The organism is Nocardia amamiensis NBRC 102102 (assembly GCF_001612745.1).
Lineage (GTDB): Bacteria > Actinomycetota > Actinomycetes > Mycobacteriales > Mycobacteriaceae > Nocardia > Nocardia amamiensis.
On the sequence record NZ_BDBA01000078.1, the window covers coordinates 44,667 to 60,369 of the forward strand.

Sequence of the window (15,703 nt, forward strand, 5' to 3'; positions counted from 1 at the left end):
AGCAATCCGGTCCCCGGAATTCCGCTCCCACCTGTCCGGACACGGCGATCCCGCCCGGGTGGCGCGCCCGGGCGGGATCACTCGTCTGATCGGTCACACGAGTTCGGCCGCGGGCCGGCGTCCCGCGTCATCGATGTGCGCGATCCCGTTCACGGTCACCTCGACGACCCGGGCGCTGGCGATATCGAAGAACAGGCCCGTCACCGTGATGCCGCGCTCGTTGATCGCCTTGCGCACCGCAGGGTGCCGCTCCAGCGTCTCCAACTGCACCGCGACGTTCACCATGCCGAGCTGGTCGACGTCTCCGAACCCGGCCTCCTGTGCCGCGAGCGCCACCGGATGGCCCGCGTGGAACCGCTCCAGGCTGGGCTGGGCATGCGTGAGCCAGGCGTCCACTCCAGGGACCTCGGCCCCGGAGTGCAGCGCGGCCATGGCCCCACACGAGGAGTGCCCGCACACCACAACCGATCGGACGTTCAGCTTCTCCAGCGCGAACACGAGCGCGGCCTCGACCGACGCGTCACCTTCGGCGGGCGCGAGGTTGCCCACGTTGCGCACCGTGAACAGGTCGCCGGGCCCGCTGTTGGTGATGATGTTCGGCACGATCCGCGAATCCGCACAGGTCAGGAAGAACGAATCCGGGTCCTGCTTGTCGCGCAGCTCGTCCAGGTGCGGCCGGACGACGTGCGCGTGGCTGCGGTGATAGGCCGCGACGCCCGCCGCGACCGGGTTCTCGTGCTCCTTGCCGTGGCGCCATGGACCGAGGACGTCGTCCCAGACCGATCGGGCGAAGCTCCGCGCGGGCGGCTTCGCCGTGGCGTGCATCATCCTGGCGCCGCCGATCTCCACGAAATCGACGCTGCCGCCCTGGTTCTCCTGCTGCCGTGCGAATTCCTCGATGGCCTCGAAGGCGGCGTGATCGAGGAAGTCGACTGTCATCTCCACTGTGACGTCGGCTCCCGCGGGGATCTTGGCGAACTGCGCCGACAGCTTCGGCAGCGCGAGGAAGGTGGCCGAGCCGTCGATGGTGACCAGCCAGCGTCCCGTGCCTGCGACCGGCTCCGCCTTGATCGCCACCCGGACCACCCGCCACAGCAGCAGGCCGAAGGCGAGCCCGAGACCGATCAGGACGCCCTCGAGCAGGTTCAAGAACACCACACCGAGCACCGTGACCGCGTACACGAGCAGATCACCGGTACGCCGGGCCAGTTTGATATGGGCCAGCTTGACCAGCTGGGTGCCGATCACGATGAGCAGACCGGCCAGCGCGGCCTTCGGAATCTGCTCCACCACGGACACCAGCGCCACCGAGAACACCAGAACCCAGGCGCCGTGCAGCACCGCGGACGCCCTGCTGTGCGCGCCCGCCTGCACGTTCGTCGCACTGCGCACGATCACGCCGGTGACCGGCAGGCCGCCGAGCAGGCCGGAGAGCACGTTGGCCGAGCCCTGGCCGATCAGCTCGCGGTCGAAGTTGGTGCGCTTGCGCGTGTGCATCTTGTCCACGGCCACCGCGGACAGCAGGCTCTCCACGCTGGCGATCAGCGCGATGGTGAGGATGGCCAGCGCAAGGGCCGACCAGTTGCCGCTCGGCATCGCGGGCAGGCCGATCGCGTCGAACAGCGAGCCGTTCAGCACGAGGCGCTCGGCGTCGGTCGGCAGCGCCAGGGAGAGCGCGGTGCCCGCGAGGACCGCGACCAAGGGGCCCGGAACCAGGCGGACCTTGGCGGGCATGTACTTCCAGCCGACCATGATCGCGATCACGACCGCGCCGATGAGCGCACCGCCGCCGTGCAGCGAGGTCAGCTGCCCAGGCAGCTCGACGATGTTGCGCCAGGCGGAGCTGTGCGAGGAACCGCCGAGCAGCACATGGACCTGCTGGAGCGCGATGGTGATGCCGATACCGGCGAGCATCGCGTGCACCACGACCGGCGCCACCGCCAGTGCGGCCCTGGCGACGCGGCTGAGCCCCAAGAGGATTTGCAGCACACCGGCGGCGAGGACGATGAAACATGTTGTTCGCCAGCCGAATTGGTTGATGGTCTCGGCTACCACCACGGTGAGGCCCGCGGCGGGGCCGCTCACCTGTAGGACCGAGCCGCCGAGCAGCCCGGCCACGATGCCGCCGATCACGGCGGCGATCAGCCCCGCGGCGACCGGGGCTCCGGAGGCGACCGCGATGCCGAGCGAAAGCGGCAGCGCGACAAGGAAGACCACGATCGAGGCAGGCAGATCGTGGCGCAGGATGTCCGTGACGCGGTCGGGTAATGGTCCGGACTTCGGGTCGGGGCCCGTCGCTACGGGCGGTGACGGTGGCGGGGCCACATCCTGATCGATAGCCATGACTCTCCTTCGCCGACTCGGCTGTCTCGCCGAGGTCGGTTGACGATCAACATGTCCAGCAGGGCACAAGACCGCGAACCGGCATCTCGCGGTGAAGCAGTCCCGACACAGCGATGAGTCGAGATGTAAACGAGGACAAGTGTATTAGTAAAGACTTAGCAAAGGCTGAGAAAGTGGGTAGATTGTGTGTTGCTTCCCACTGTTCGATGGTCGACATGACAGTGATCCACCGCACAGAACGTGACGCGGATCATGGCCCGAGAAGCGCTGGGGCCCGCGAGATTCCGCACACCACGACCTCGATCACGAGCACTACCGCGAGATCGACGGCTGGTGTCATCCTGAATCCTCGGACCGACGAGGGGATGTGCGCGCGGCGTCTCCAGCCACACTCGACGTTGACCACGCCCGCCGGGTCCACCGCCCCAGATCCGCTGACCGCCGCTGAATATCCCTGATGATGAACGGTTTTCGCGACATGCCGATGCCGACGGGTTTGCACACATTGGGCACGTCACCATTGTGGACAGCGAAAGAGGTTGCGGCTCAGTCGAAGCGATACGCGACTCTCGGCGGCGACCGTGGTACAGCTCGGGCACGGTCCGCCGACCTGGGGCATGAAACCACCGATCGGTCCGGCGACGATGTGGACTACGACGGTGACACGCGGCACCAACGGTTCTCAGCGAAACCGGTAGGGCGACACGAGGAATCACAACGGAGACGGATGGATCGGCACGGCCGCTTCCAGCCGGTCGATCGACCGTGCCTGCGTACGGCGACGTCCGTCGTGCGGGATCGGTGTCGGTGGACATATTCTCTCCTTCGCCGGGTCCACACCCGGTTCATCGGTCAAACATGTTCTTGGCATCGAAATCGAGCAGCGGGCGAAGCTCGGGACGGTCCTCGGTTCAGCAGACGCGACCCGTGACGCAGAGCTCGGACTGATAGTAAAGACTTCGCAAAGCACCTGGAAAGGTTTCCGGTCGCACTGATCGCAACTGCTATCAAAATGTGACCTGCGTCACAGCGAAAGTGTAAGGCTGACGGACCGCACATGGCTACCACTCGACCTCGGCGCCCATGGCCGCCGAAGGCCCGGAGAAAGAGAGAAGACCGGTCATGCACTGCACCGGTCTCGCCAATCGAGTGGTCCCAGCTGGGATCGAACCAGCGACCTTCCGCGTGTGAGGCGGACGCTCTCCCGCTGAGCTATGAGACCTGACCTGCGTCTGGTGGTGCGGGGATGCCCTCCGGACGAGACGAAACATTAGCACGCGCCACCGGCGGTTCACCAAATCGCCACCGGGACAGGAGGGGCTCGTGCGCGCAGACGAGCAATCGGGAGATGCGCCGGCGCCCCACCGCAGACAGTCCCGCGCCGCAGACCGGGAGCCAGCCGGACCGACGATGGCATACAGAAACCTCCCTTCCCCCACCAACCACATGGGCCACCGCCGTCACAGCACGCAACGTTCTCGATTTCCTGCGTTCTACCAGCGGATTTGTACCTTTCACCTGGCGTCGGCTAATGTTCTGTCTCGCACCACGGAGGCCGGAAACGAGCCGCCGGGATGTGAAATGCGGATGTAGCGCAGCTGGTAGCGCATCACCTTGCCAAGGTGAGGGTCGCGGGTTCGAATCCCGTCATCCGCTCGAGAGGTAGGGCCAGGCAACATTACGCCGTCCCCCTTGCGCGGTGGAGTGGCCGAGTGGTGAGGCAACGGCCTGCAAAGCCGTGCACACGGGTTCGATTCCCGTCTCCACCTCGCGCGATTAGCTCAGCGGGAGAGCGCTTCCCTGACACGGAAGAGGTCACTGGTTCAATCCCAGTATCGCGCACCACCGAAATAGCAGGTCAGCCCCGGTTTTTACCGGGGTTTTCTTGTTTCTGCGCCGTCCGCGTGCTGCGCAGGGCTCCCCGGCTCTGCCGAGCAGGACCTGATGTACATCGAGTACCCGCCGCGGCGGAGGCCGGTTGTCGGTGGGTGGGGATACGCTGTGGCGCACAGTGCCGGAGCCGAGTCAGGGGGTTGTCGCGTGACGATCAGCGTGGCGGTCACGCCGGATGACGACGCTGATCCCGAGTCGCTCGACCTGCGCGACGACATCTCCTTCGAACTCGAAGAGGTCAACGAGGTGCTCGCCGAGTTGATCGCGCTGCGAGCCGATCGCAAGGCCAAGGACGGCGAACTGCTGACGGCTCGGCTCGGGATCGGCGGCGAGCGGCCGGAAACGCTGGCGCGCATCGGCGCCCGCTACGACCTGTCCCGCGACCGGGTGCGGCAACTGCACACCAAAGCGGTGGGCCAGATGATCCGGATGGCCCAGCAGTCCGGGCACCGCGCCGCGGCCGTGCTGGGCGCGCGGTATCCACTCGACGCGCGCGACCGGCAACTGGTGCGCGCGCTGCTGGTGGAGACGTACGCGACCGACACCGACATCGCCGCCACCGAACTGTCATACGTGAAGCTGCGGCTGGCTGGGCACGCGGCCGAGGACGCGAAGCGCATCGCCGGATTCGTCACCCAGCGCATCGCGGCCTGGCAGAAGAAGACCAACCGGCGCCTGGCCAAGCTGCAGGACGCGCAGCCGCGCGCGACCAGTCAGCTGAATCCCTGGTTGGATCAGGTCGAGTGGCCCGGTCCCGGGTCCTCGGCCGCGATCCCCGCGGCCTCCGCGCGCACCGTGGACAGCGACGACGACGGGCGCGGTCGCTTCTACTTGGACAAGGTCGGCCGCGACGTGCCGTTCGACTCCGGCCTGGAAGCCAGGTTGCTATGGATTCTCAACGCGAGCGACCTGGTCGAGACGTTCCGGGAACATCCAGCGGCGGTCAGCTACGAGTTCGACGGCGCCGAGCGGTCGCACCATCCCAGCATCGTCGCCCGGCTGACCGACGGCCGGACGGTCCTCGTCGACGTCGAGCCCCTCGGCCACCTCGGATTCCACGTCAACCTGCGGAAGGCGGCCGCGAGCCGCGCGTACGCGCACGCCAACGGCTGGGGCTGGCTGGTCTGGACGGGCAGCCGCATCGGCGTCCCGGAACTGCGCGCGCGTCCGGTCGAGGCGGCGACCGAACGGATGCTGCGTGACCTGGTCGAGCGTGGGCCGGTGCACTGGGCCGGGTTGCGCGAGGTGCGCGCGAAGACCGGCTTGGACCTGCTGGACTTCCTCGCGCTGGTGCTGCGCAACGAATGGCGATGGGATCGAGCGCCCTTCCGGCTCAGCGCACCACCATCGCCGCGGCCAGGAACGTGACGATCAGCAGCATCGCGCAGACCGTGATCAGCTGCCAGCGTTCGATGGACTGCTCGAGGTTGGCGATGGTGTTGCGCAGCGCTTTGTCCAGCCGGTCATGGTCGGCGAGCGTGCGCTGGGCGGCGGCCAAGGTGTCGGCCTGATCCTGCACCGCCGACTCCGCGCGTTCCAGTCGCGTGGTGAGCTTCACCACGTGTTTCTGCTTGTCCCGCAATGCCTTCCGGGCCATTGCCAGCGTGGTGCGCTGATTGACCAGCTCTTGGCGCTGCCGGGCGATCACCGTTGCCTGTGTCCTCGTGTGGTGTTCCCAGTCGGTCACGGTGGCCCAGCCTCCTGTCCTCTCGTCCCGATAGCCCCAGACGAACTCGCCGCGCACCCAGCCCGCGATGAACTCACGCAGCTCGACCGGCTCGCGCCGTGGCGCCGCCATCGCGTGCTCGGTGTCCAGCACACCGGTGACCGCGCGGTAATCGCAGGTGGCGGGAGCGAAGTCCGCGATCCCCAGCGCGTGCAGATACGGTACCCAGTAACCGGGCGGGCACAGCCAGAGCACGTCCGTGCAGCCGGCGGCGCGCAACCGTGCGGTGTGCTCCTGAGCGAGTGCGCGCTCCAACGGTCCGCTGCGGATCTCGATCGCATATACACGATCGCCCTTGCGCCAGTGGACGTCCACGGGCAATGTTCCGATGCGCCGATCCACTTCCGCCTCGTCGGCCCCGTAGGCCAGCAACCTGCCACACAGCCAGTACTTCAACCGCTGCATATCCCATTGCGCGGCGGAACAGTCCGGACACCCGCAGGCGTAGCCCTTCGACGACCCGCGCACCCGGCCGGAGCTGTCCCCGATACCCAACTCGGCGAGAAGCGCTCGGCGCCCGCAGGCGATCTCCGCCCGCTGCTTCGTTCTCACGCGACCACTCCCCTGCACGAACCACCGCAGGCCTGGCGACCCACGCCATAGATCAAGAGTGCGTCAGACTGGCCTACCTTGCCAGTCCCGTGTACCCCGCGCTCGGGTGCGCCACACCTGGGATCGGTCGATTCGCTTCCGGACAAACAGGATCGGCGCGTACTCCGCGTGCGTGGACGTAACACCGTGGGCCTACGCTGATTCGATCAGGTCAACGGATCGGCGTATCGCCGGTTCTTCGCGAGCCGCGGATGTCCAACTGGGCGGATAGAATCGTCCGGCCGAGTGCGAGCTGGGCCGATACGGGGAAGTGGGTACTGCATGGAGCACGGTCAGCAGACCGGCGAGTCGATCGGCGCGATGTTGTCGAGTATCGCGTCGACTCTCCGAGAGGTCAGCGAGAAGCTGGACGCGGTAGCGGCCCGGATCGACGGCACGTCGGCCGTTCCCGACGAACAGACCATCGAGGCTCGGTTGGCCGCACTGGAGGCATGGGCTGCCCAGGCCAGGCGGGATATTTCCGGCATCGACACTCGGGTGGAACGACTGGAGTCCGGCGACGCCCCGGCCGCGAATGACCCGGCCGCGCCCGACCGCCCGGCCCTGGGCGGTGCGAGACGGTCGAACGCACGCCGGCCGGAGCGCGAGGCCGGTGAACCGGAACCCGCTACGCGGAAGAGCGATTCCCGGGCCCTCGCCGGTTCCCGAAACGGCACGCGGTTACCGGAAGTGCCCCGGGAACCGGTGCACGCCGCCCCGGAGCCGTACGCCTCGGCACAGACGGGTTTCACGCCGCCCCGGGAACCCGTCATGACCGCGCTGGAACCGAAGGACACGTCCGGGCAGGACTTCACCCCGCCCGCGCCGCGCGAGCAGACATCGAACTTCACCGCGCCCCCCGCACAGGAGCTGGCCTCGCGGTTCACCACACCGGTGTCGCGGGAACCCGCATCCTTCACCGCGCCGACCGCGGGCCCCAGCAGGTCGTCGTCCTCATATTCGCAGCACGAAAACGCCGCGTACGAAAGCATTGTCGCGTCTCCCACCAGCGCCGATCCGGGCGCGGACCGCAGCGGTTCCCGGAACGGGACGGCGCCCGACACCCCCGTCACGGGTCTCACCGGCGCACGCCACGCCACCGAGGAAGAGCACACGCCGGTCGAGCACAACCACGTCGACAAGCTGCAGGCGATGCTCGACGAACTCAAGCGCACGGCGGCGGCTCCGCTCGGGCGCTCCGACATCTTCGGTCCACCAGCGGGTGATTCGACCGCGAACGGATATCAGTCCGACCGCGGCGACGCGCAGCGCAGGCCGACCGACTACCGGCTGTCCACTCCACCTCCGACGTCCTGAGCGGTCTTGCTCCGCCGTTTCGGCGGATGCGCCGCGGCCGCCGAGCGCAGCAGGATTTCCTGGACCAGATCGCGAAGCCACCGATGCCCACGCTCGGCGGTGTTGCGCGGATGCCAGGCCAGCCCGACGGCGATCTCCGGCAGCGGCAGCGGAATCTCGAAGGCGCCCAATCCGATCGCGGGCAGTGTGGCGGCGCTCAGCAAGGCGGGCGCCGAGCAGACCAGATCGCTGCCACGCACCGCGAAAAGGGCGCTGGTCAGCGTCGGGACGGTAGCCACCACACGCCGGGTACGGCCGTGCAAGGCGAGCCGGTCGTCGATCGGGCCGTGCGCGCGTCCGTCGCGTGAAATGGTCAGATGCCGGGCGGCCGCGTATGCCGCGACGGTGACGCGGTCGGTGACCAGGGGATGGTCCGCGGCGGCCACGCCGATCACCCGGTCGGCGAGCACCCGGCGCACCGTGGTCTCCGGATCGGTGTGGTCGATCACGCCGACCTGGAGATCGACGCGTCCGTCGCGCAGCGCGGCGGCGCCCTCGAGAGTGTCGGACACGAAGCGCAGCGTCACGCCCGGCGCCTGTGCTCGCGCCGCCGCCAGCAGCGGCGCGGCCAGTTCGGTGACCACCAGGTCGCCGGCCTGTATCGCGAAGGTCCGGCGCAGCGCCGCCGGATCGAGGTCGTCGCGCGCGGTGAGCAGCGCGCGCCCCTGTTCGACCAGAGTGCTGACTTCGTAGCGCAATTCCAGTGCGCGTGGTGTCGGCACCAGCGTGCGGCCCGCCCGCACGAGCAATGGATCATCGAGCACCATACGCAGCCGAGCCAGCGTCCGGCTCATCGCAGGCGGCGAGGTGTGTAGGCGCTGTGCGGCGAGCGTGACGCTGTTGGTGTCCAGCAGGGCGTCGAGGGCGACGAGCAGGTTCATGTCCAGCGCTTCCACCCTTGGATTATCGCCAAGGCAAGGACTGCCCCTCGACATTGACCGGCGGGGCAATCCCCTGTCATCGAGGACGCCGCGGATGCCCGCTCTCGATGTCTGGTTGCCCGGGCACCGGCCGTGCGCGACTTCCGGACTGCAAGAGTCACATCATTCCTGCACTCGGTGCACGAAACGCCGCGAGATCACCTCGCCGGGCACGACGTCCGATACCGGAGGCGCCCAGGCGGAGCCGCAGCAGCAGTCTCACGCCGCGCTCAACTGCCCGCTGCGTGCCAACCTCTGAGGTCGGTCACCTAGTGGCTGACCCGGCCGCTGTCGCCCTCGTACGGAAGCAGTTCCGCATCGATCGGGGCCGCGGGCGGAATCGCGGGTCCGGCGCTGGGCTTTCGCCTGGTCGCGAGGCCGCGGTAGGACTCAGGCTTGATCCGGCGGAACCACTGGCTCGCGCGGGTGCGCAGCGGCAGGCGGAACTTCAGGTCGGCGAGCATCTCATCGATGTTCCGGATGGAGTACGGGATGACCGCGGTGCCGTGCGCGTGACGGCCGTGCGTGCGGTCCTCCATCCAGCGCAACCGGGCGTCGATCTGCTCGTTCATCGTCTCGGCCGGTGGCAGGTTCAGCCGGCCGGTGAGCAACGCGGCGGTCCAGTGCGCCCCGACTTCGGCGCCGACCGTGCTGATCACCGACGAGTTGTAGCCCGCGAAGGTCAGATTGGGGACCTCCAGCGGCAGGACCTGCCGGTGCAGGCGGAAGTTGCCGTGCTCGTCGGTCAACCGGCGCTGCACGTACGGCGTCAGGAACGGCACGCGCTGATGGAAACCGGTGGCGCACACCACGACATCGGCGTGCAACACCTGGCCGGTGGACAGCCGCACCGCGGGCGCGGCCTTGGGGCCGCCACCCAGCTCGGTGATCGTCGTGTCGCGGTGCACCACGATGCGACCGCCCGCAACTTGCTCGAAGAAACCCTCGGTGGCGAGGCTGATGGTGCTGTCGGCGATCTCCTCGAATCGACCGCTCGGCACCAGGCCGAGTTCGCGCAGGCGTAGGCGTTTGGTGGCCAGTTCCTGGATCAGATCGAAGTTGCTGATCCGCACCGATTCGCCCGGCCCGTCCAGGAACCGGTCCATCCAGCCCGGCCGCAGATGGTGGAAGTGCGCCTCGCCGAAACGGGTCAGCATCAGCCGTTCGTAGTCGATCACCGGGGCCGGCTTGCGCGGCATCTTCCAGAACACCCGCCGGGCCACCACCGAGGTGGATGCCGCGACCTCGCTCACCGCGGTGGCGATGTCGCAGGCGGACTTGCCGTAGCCGACCACGACGACCGACTTGCCGCGCACCGATTCCAGATCGAGGAACTCCGAGGAGTGGCACAGCCGGCCGCCCGCCGCGCGGAACCAGTCGGCGCCGCGGTAATCCGGCATCGCGGGTTCGCTGAACACGCCGTTGGCGATCACCAGATGGTCGCACGAGGTCCGATGCACACCACTCTCGTCGCGAATTTCCAGCAACCACCCGCTGTCCACCGGATCGGCGGCGACGACCTCGGTCCGCAACCGCAGATTCCCGGTCAGCCCGAAGTGCGCGGCGTAGGCGGCCAGGTAGGCCTGCATCTGCTGACCGTCGAGGATGCGCGGGTAGTCCGCGGGCATCGGGAAGTCGGAGAAGTGATACGTGTCCTTGGAGTTCTGCGTCCGCAGCCCCGGGTATCGCCGGGTCGCGCTCCACACGCCACCGACATCGGGTGCGCGGTCGAAGACCTCGACCGAAAAACCCCTCTGGTTCAGCACTTTCGCGCAGGCGAGACCTGCGATACCCGCACCGACGATCCCGATGCGGCTTCCGCTTGTCATGCGCAGGAGACTACGTCGCCAGCGCCGCACAGCAAAGTCGGCCGGCCGAAACCGCTCTTCAGCGTATTGCCGGCGCACTCGCCGGAACGACGGGAAGCTCGAGCAGACCGCGGATCAGGATGCTCTCCCGCCACCGCGGATCCGCGTCGGCAGCGGCCAGGCGCAGCAGCGGATACCTGCGCACCAGCCGGGTCAGCGCGATGCGGGCCTCCAGCCTGGCCAGTCCCGCGCCGAGGCAGTAGTGGATGCCGTGACCGAAGGCGAGATGGCCGTTCGCCGCGCGATCCGGGTCGAACGTCGCGGGCGCGGTGAAGTGCCGTTCGTCGCGGTTCGCCGAGGACACCGCGACGAGCACCAACTCCCCTTCGGGGATCACGCGGCCGCCGAGCGTGACCGGGGCGGTGGTGTAGCGCAGGGTCGCCATGTTGACCGGTCCGTTGTAGCGCAGCATCTCCTCCACCAACGCCGGGACGCCCGCCGGGTCGTCGTGCAGAGCGCGGTAGCGGGACGGATCGGTCAGCAGTTCGAGCACGGTATTGCCGATCAGGTTCACCGTGGTCTCGTGGCCCGCGATCAGGATGAGGAACGCCATGGAGATCAGCTCGTCATGGCTGAGGCGGTCTCCTGCGTCGCTGGCCAGGAGCAACTGCGAGATCAGATCCTCGCCCAGCCCCTCCGCGCGGCGCCGGGCGACCAAGCCGTCGAAGTAGTCGACGATGGCGTCGGTGGCGCGGCGCATCCCTTCCGGTGTGGACATCGGAGTGTCCACCACGGCCGCCGACCACTCCCGGAACCGTGCGCGGTCCTCGACGGGCACGCCGAGCAGTTCGCAGATCACCGTGACCGGCAGCGGAAACGCATATTCCGCCAGCAGGTCCACCTCCCCGGTGGCGCCCGCGGCGCGATCGATCGCGTCGAGCAAATCATCCGCGATCGCCGCGACCCGAGGGACGAGAGCCTCCATCCGCGCGGGCGCGAAGGCGGGAGTGACCAGTTTGCGCAGCCGCGAATGCTGCGGCGGGTCGGCGTTGAGCAGATGGTGGCTCAGACGCTGGTTGGCCGCGGTGACCCCGCTCCTGCCCGCCGCCGCCTGCCGCGCGTGGGCGCCCGCCGCGGTGTGCGGGTCCTTGCGCACGTCGGGATGGCGCAGGACGTCCTTGGCGGCGGCGTAATCGACCACGAGCCAGGCACGTACTCCGGTGCGCAACCGGATCAGGTGAACCGGGCCTTCGGCACGCAACTGCTCATAGAAGGCGTACGGCGTGCGAAAGAAATCCGCTGGCAGTTCTCTCATGCGATCGGTTCCCCTGCATTCGCGATGTCGGTGCGGCCCTTCGATGGTGACACCGGTCACCGCTGCGGGGCCAGCCCTCGCGTCCGGGCCATCCGTACGATCGTCGTGGTCGATCGCCGCCGGCAGCGTGGATCTGCGGCGGGTGTGCTCTGATGAAGGCATGAGCAAGTTCCCAGTCATCGTCGACCGGGCCGGGCTGTGGGACGCGGAGGCCCTCAGTGATGTTGCGGCCGCGACCTTTCCGCTCGCGTGCCCCCCGGACGCGACGCCCGATGACATCGAGATCTTCGTCACCGACGTGCTGTCGGGCGAACGTTTCGGCGAATACCTCAGCGATCCGGCGCGGATCGTACTGAAGGCTCTCGCAGGCGACGACATCGTGGGCTACGCGATGCTGGTGGCGAGATATCCCGCGGACGCGGCGGTGGCCGGCGCGGTCGGCCTGCGTCCGGCGGTCGAGATCAGCAAGATGTACGTGCTGCCGGGCCATCACGGCACCGGGGTGTCCACCGCGCTCATGCAGGCGGCGCTGGAGTGGGCGCGGGCCGAGGGCTATCCGGGGGTATGGCTGGGCGTCAACCAGGAAAACGTCCGTGCGCAGCGCTTCTACGCCAAACACGGTTTCACCGTCGTCGGTACCAGGACGTTCACGGTCGGCAACCGGACGCACCACGACCACGTGCTGCGTCTGGTCTTCTAGGCCGGGCTCACCGCAGGAAGCCGACCAGTGCGGTGTGGAAGGCCGGGGCCAGCACCGCCATCAAGTGATCGCCGGGCACCACGGCCAGGGCGCCGTTCGGCAGGGCCTCGGCAAGTCGTTCGGGTTCGGCGGCGAACGGGTCGTTGTCGCCCGCCAGGACCAGCGACGGCACGGTGACCTCCGACAGGTCCCCGATCGGGCGGTCGTCCAGGCCGGTCGCCACCGCGTGCATCGCGTCCAGATCGGCATGCACCGCGTCGGCGAGCACCCGGAACATCATCGCCTTCCGTGAGGCGCCCGCGCCGTCGCCGCGCATCGCGGCCTGCAGATCGGGCAGGTCGATCACCCGGCGGTCGACACCGCCGCAGTCGAGCACGCCCGAGCCGATACCGCCGACCGCCAGGCGCCGCACCCGGTGATCGGTCGCGGCGACCAGCAGCGAGATCACGCCACCCATCGAGTACCCGACCTGGACCACTTCGTCGAAGCCCAGCTCGTCGTAGAGCGCGCGCACATCACGGGCCATCCCGTGCCAGGAGTAACGCCCCGGCTCGTGCGGTTTGTCCGAGCGACCATGGCCGCGCGCGTCCAACGACACCACGGTGTGTCCAGCGGATCGCAATGCGCCGACCACGCCGGTGCTCATCCAGTTCGCGTTGGTGTCCGCGACCACGCCGTGTTGCAGCACGACCGGGATGCCTTCGCCCTCCCAAACCCGGTACGCGAGCTCCAGGCCGTCCCATGTCTCGAACTTCGTCATGCCGGGATCGTAGTGCGCGGTACGGTCGAAGTGGACGTTTGTCCGAGATGGGACGGCAGGCCAGCAGCCGTCGAAGCTGCCGCGCGCTTCGCCTAGGCCGCGACCTCGAACCGCGACAGTGCGAGCAAGCGTGAGATCGCACGCAGGTATTTCTTGCGGTAGCCGCCCTCGAGCATCTCCGCGGAGAAGATCTGGTCGAGCTTCGCGCCGGACACCGTGACCGGGACGCTGGCGTCGTAGAGCCGGTCGGCGAGCACCACGATGCGCAAGGCTACGGCCTGATCGACGACCGGGTGCACGTTGGAGATGAACACCGACGACACTCCGGAGATCAACGTGCCGTACTTCGACGGGTGCAGCGTGCTGAGGTGCTTCAGCAGCGCGTCGAATTCGTCCAGCGTGGAACCCGGTGTGGCCGCGGCGCGTTCGGCCAGCACTTCCGGCGAGGTGGGTTCCGGCGCGGGCGGCAGATCGCGGTGGCGGTAGTCCGGCCCGTCGACGCGCACCGCCTCGAAGATCGCCCCGAGTTTCTTGATCTCGCGCAGGAAATCCTGTGCGGCGAAGCGCCCTTCGCCCAGCTGGCCCGGCAGGGTGTTGGACGTGGCGGCGATGGAGACCCCGGCCGCGGACAGTTCGGTCAGCAGACGGGAGACCAGCATGGTGTCGCCCGGATCGTCGAGCTCGAACTCGTCGATGCACAGCACGCTGTTGCCCGAGAGCCGCTCCAGCGCGTTCGCGAAGCCGAGCGCACCCACCAGATTGGTCAGCTCACCGAAGGTGCCGAAGGACTTGGGCGCGGGCGAGCTGTGGAAGATCGAGGCCAGCAAGTGGGTCTTGCCCACGCCGAATCCGCCGTCCAGATACAGCCCGGCGCCGCTGACCTGCTTCTTCTTGCCGAACAGGCTCTTGCGCCGCGCGGCTTTGCCGATCGCGGCGACCTGCCCGGAGAACTCCTCGGCCTGCCGGACCGCCGCGGCCTGGCTCGGTTCCTTCGGGTCGGGGATGTAGGAGGCGAAACTCACCTCGTCGAACATGGGCGGGGGCACCATCTGGGCGACGAGCTGGTCGGCCGGAACCTCCGGGTGACGATCGACGAGGCGTTCTTGCATGACCGAAGCCTAAAGACGTGGTGTGATCTAGTTTCATGCAGCGTAGCCACAATGCGATCCAGCTCACAGGGTTGAGTCCGGACGACCTTGCGCAGTTGTACGCCTTCCCGCCCCGGCTCGACGCGCCTTGGGTGCGCGCCAATTTCGTCTCCAGCATCGACGGCGCCGCAACCAGCGGGAACCTCTCCGAGGGGCTCGGCACGCCCGCCGACAAGACGGTGTTCCTGCTGCTGCGCGAGCTGGCCGACGTGATCGTGGTCGGCGCGGGCACCGCACGCGCGGAGAACTACGGCGGAGCGCGCACCGATCCCGGTCGCCGCCGCGTCTTCCACGAACGCGGCATCGGCGGACATCCCGACGGCGCGCCGCCGCCGATCGCGGTGGTCACCGCCAGCGCGGTACTCGAGCCGGACGCGCGGCTGCTCACCGACACCCCGGTACCGCCGCTGATCATCACGACGACCGCCGCGCCCGCCGACCGCAAACAACGACTGGCCGACGCAGGCGCCGAGGTGATCGAAGCCGGCGACATCGCGGTGACACCGCACGGCCTGCTGCGCGCACTCCGAGCCCGCGGCCTGCTGCGTGTGCTGACCGAGGGCGGCCCGCAATTGTTCGGGGAACTGCTCGCCGCCGACGTGGTCGACGAGCTCTGTCTCACCACCGCGCCGCTGCTGGTCGGCGGCGCGGCGCGGCGAATCTCGCTGTCCGCGCACGAGTTCCGCACCCGCATGACGCGCGCGCACGTACTGCTCGACGACGACGGCACGATACTCACCCGGTGGGCCCGTCGATGAAACAGGCGCCGGAACCTGGCAGGCTGTAGCAATGCGCTGGACTCGGGCCGCCGTGCTTGCCGCCACCCTCTCGATCGTCACCGCCGGTTGCGGCGCGGGGCCGTCGGATCGTCCCGGTGTCGCGGTGCAGCGCCCGCCCGTCGCGGGCAACGCCACGACCTCCGCCGCGCCGCAGGCGCCGCCGAACGCCGAGCTGCCCAAGACCGACCTCAGCTGGCGCGAATGCACCCAGCCGACCTTGGACCTGCTCGGCCTCGGCCCCGCACCCGCCGGGCTGGTGCTCGAATGCGCCGAATTCTCGACTCCCATCGACGCGGGCGGCGCGGTGCTCGGCAGCTTCCGCGCGGGGGCGATGCGGGCCCGTCTGGCGCAGACTCCGGCCGAC

The 15,703-nt window shown here is 68.6% G+C and carries 11 protein-coding genes, 4 tRNA genes and 1 pseudogene; 8 read left to right on the forward strand and 8 right to left on the reverse strand.

What is annotated here, in order from left to right:
* Nucleotides 1-93: 93 nt before the first annotated feature.
* A complete protein-coding gene (locus NA4_RS16380) occupies nucleotides 94-2,343 on the reverse strand; it encodes a SulP family inorganic anion transporter (RefSeq protein WP_067470490.1) in 2,250 nt (749 codons plus the stop codon).
* Between the two features lie 1,150 nt (nucleotides 2,344-3,493).
* Nucleotides 3,494-3,565: transfer RNA gene (locus NA4_RS16385), tRNA-Val, on the reverse strand.
* Nucleotides 3,566-3,926: 361 nt separating this feature from the next.
* Here NA4_RS16385 and NA4_RS16390 point away from each other — a divergent pair.
* The 4 genes from NA4_RS16390 (at nucleotide 3,927) to NA4_RS16405 (ending at nucleotide 5,604) form a co-directional block, all read left to right on the forward strand.
* Nucleotides 3,927-3,999, forward strand: a tRNA-Gly gene (locus NA4_RS16390).
* Nucleotides 4,000-4,041: 42 nt separating this feature from the next.
* Nucleotides 4,042-4,112: transfer RNA gene (locus NA4_RS16395), tRNA-Cys, on the forward strand.
* A 1-nt stretch (nucleotide 4,113) separates the two neighbouring features.
* A tRNA-Val gene (locus NA4_RS16400) sits at nucleotides 4,114-4,188 on the forward strand.
* A 195-nt stretch (nucleotides 4,189-4,383) separates the two neighbouring features.
* Nucleotides 4,384-5,604 (forward strand): sigma factor-like helix-turn-helix DNA-binding protein, encoded by a 1,221-nt coding sequence (locus tag NA4_RS16405; protein WP_084497148.1) that lies wholly within the window; start codon nucleotides 4,384-4,386, stop codon nucleotides 5,602-5,604.
* On the opposite strand, the gene NA4_RS16410 is transcribed toward NA4_RS16405, so the two are convergent.
* Nucleotides 5,570-6,514 carry a hypothetical protein gene (locus tag NA4_RS16410; RefSeq protein WP_245671418.1) on the reverse strand — a complete coding sequence of 315 codons (945 nt, stop codon included), beginning with the start codon at nucleotides 6,512-6,514 and terminating at the stop codon, nucleotides 5,570-5,572. The two genes, NA4_RS16405 and NA4_RS16410, sit on opposite strands and share 35 nt — an antisense overlap.
* Before the next feature lie 321 nt (nucleotides 6,515-6,835).
* Between NA4_RS16410 and NA4_RS16415 the strand changes: the two genes are divergently transcribed.
* A complete protein-coding gene (locus NA4_RS16415) occupies nucleotides 6,836-7,870 on the forward strand; it encodes a hypothetical protein (RefSeq protein ID WP_067470492.1) in 1,035 nt (344 codons plus the stop codon).
* Here NA4_RS16415 and NA4_RS16420 read toward each other — a convergent pair.
* The 3 genes from NA4_RS16420 to NA4_RS16430 all read right to left on the reverse strand — a co-directional run bounded on the left by NA4_RS16420 (nucleotide 7,837) and on the right by NA4_RS16430 (nucleotide 11,952).
* Nucleotides 7,837-8,805: a LysR family transcriptional regulator gene (locus NA4_RS16420; RefSeq protein ID WP_174552956.1), complete on the reverse strand. Its 969-nt coding sequence runs from the start codon at nucleotides 8,803-8,805 to the stop codon at nucleotides 7,837-7,839. The genes NA4_RS16415 and NA4_RS16420 overlap by 34 nt on opposite strands.
* Nucleotides 8,806-9,098: 293 nt before the next feature.
* Complete coding sequence (locus tag NA4_RS16425; protein ID WP_084497149.1) at nucleotides 9,099-10,658, reverse strand: flavin-containing monooxygenase; 1,560 nt, start codon at nucleotides 10,656-10,658, stop codon at nucleotides 9,099-9,101.
* Between the two features lie 58 nt (nucleotides 10,659-10,716).
* Nucleotides 10,717-11,952, reverse strand: coding sequence for a cytochrome P450 family protein (locus NA4_RS16430; protein WP_067470494.1), 1,236 nt, complete (start codon nucleotides 11,950-11,952; stop codon nucleotides 10,717-10,719).
* 160 nt (nucleotides 11,953-12,112) lie between these two features.
* On the opposite strand from NA4_RS16430, the gene NA4_RS16435 reads away from it, so the two are divergent.
* Nucleotides 12,113-12,652, forward strand: a complete 540-nt coding sequence (locus NA4_RS16435) for a GNAT family N-acetyltransferase (RefSeq protein WP_067470513.1) — start codon at nucleotides 12,113-12,115, stop codon at nucleotides 12,650-12,652.
* A gap of 7 nt (nucleotides 12,653-12,659) precedes the next feature.
* Here NA4_RS16435 and NA4_RS16440 read toward each other — a convergent pair whose 3' ends face one another.
* The gene (locus NA4_RS16440; RefSeq protein ID WP_067470495.1) at nucleotides 12,660-13,412 is read right to left on the reverse strand and encodes an alpha/beta fold hydrolase; all 753 of its coding nucleotides are present in this window, start codon (nucleotides 13,410-13,412) and stop codon (nucleotides 12,660-12,662) included.
* Nucleotides 13,413-13,504: 92 nt separating this feature from the next.
* A complete protein-coding gene (zapE, locus tag NA4_RS16445) occupies nucleotides 13,505-14,521 on the reverse strand; it encodes a cell division protein ZapE (RefSeq protein ID WP_067470496.1) in 1,017 nt (338 codons plus the stop codon).
* A gap of 35 nt (nucleotides 14,522-14,556) precedes the next feature.
* Here zapE and NA4_RS16450 point away from each other — a divergent pair, with 35 nt between their 5' ends.
* Both NA4_RS16450 and NA4_RS16455 read left to right on the forward strand, forming a co-directional pair.
* Nucleotides 14,557-15,318, forward strand: coding sequence for a pyrimidine reductase family protein (locus tag NA4_RS16450; protein ID WP_067470497.1), 762 nt, complete (start codon nucleotides 14,557-14,559; stop codon nucleotides 15,316-15,318).
* Between the two features lie 31 nt (nucleotides 15,319-15,349).
* Nucleotides 15,350-15,703: pseudogene (locus NA4_RS16455) on the forward strand (alpha/beta hydrolase); the annotation flags it as partial.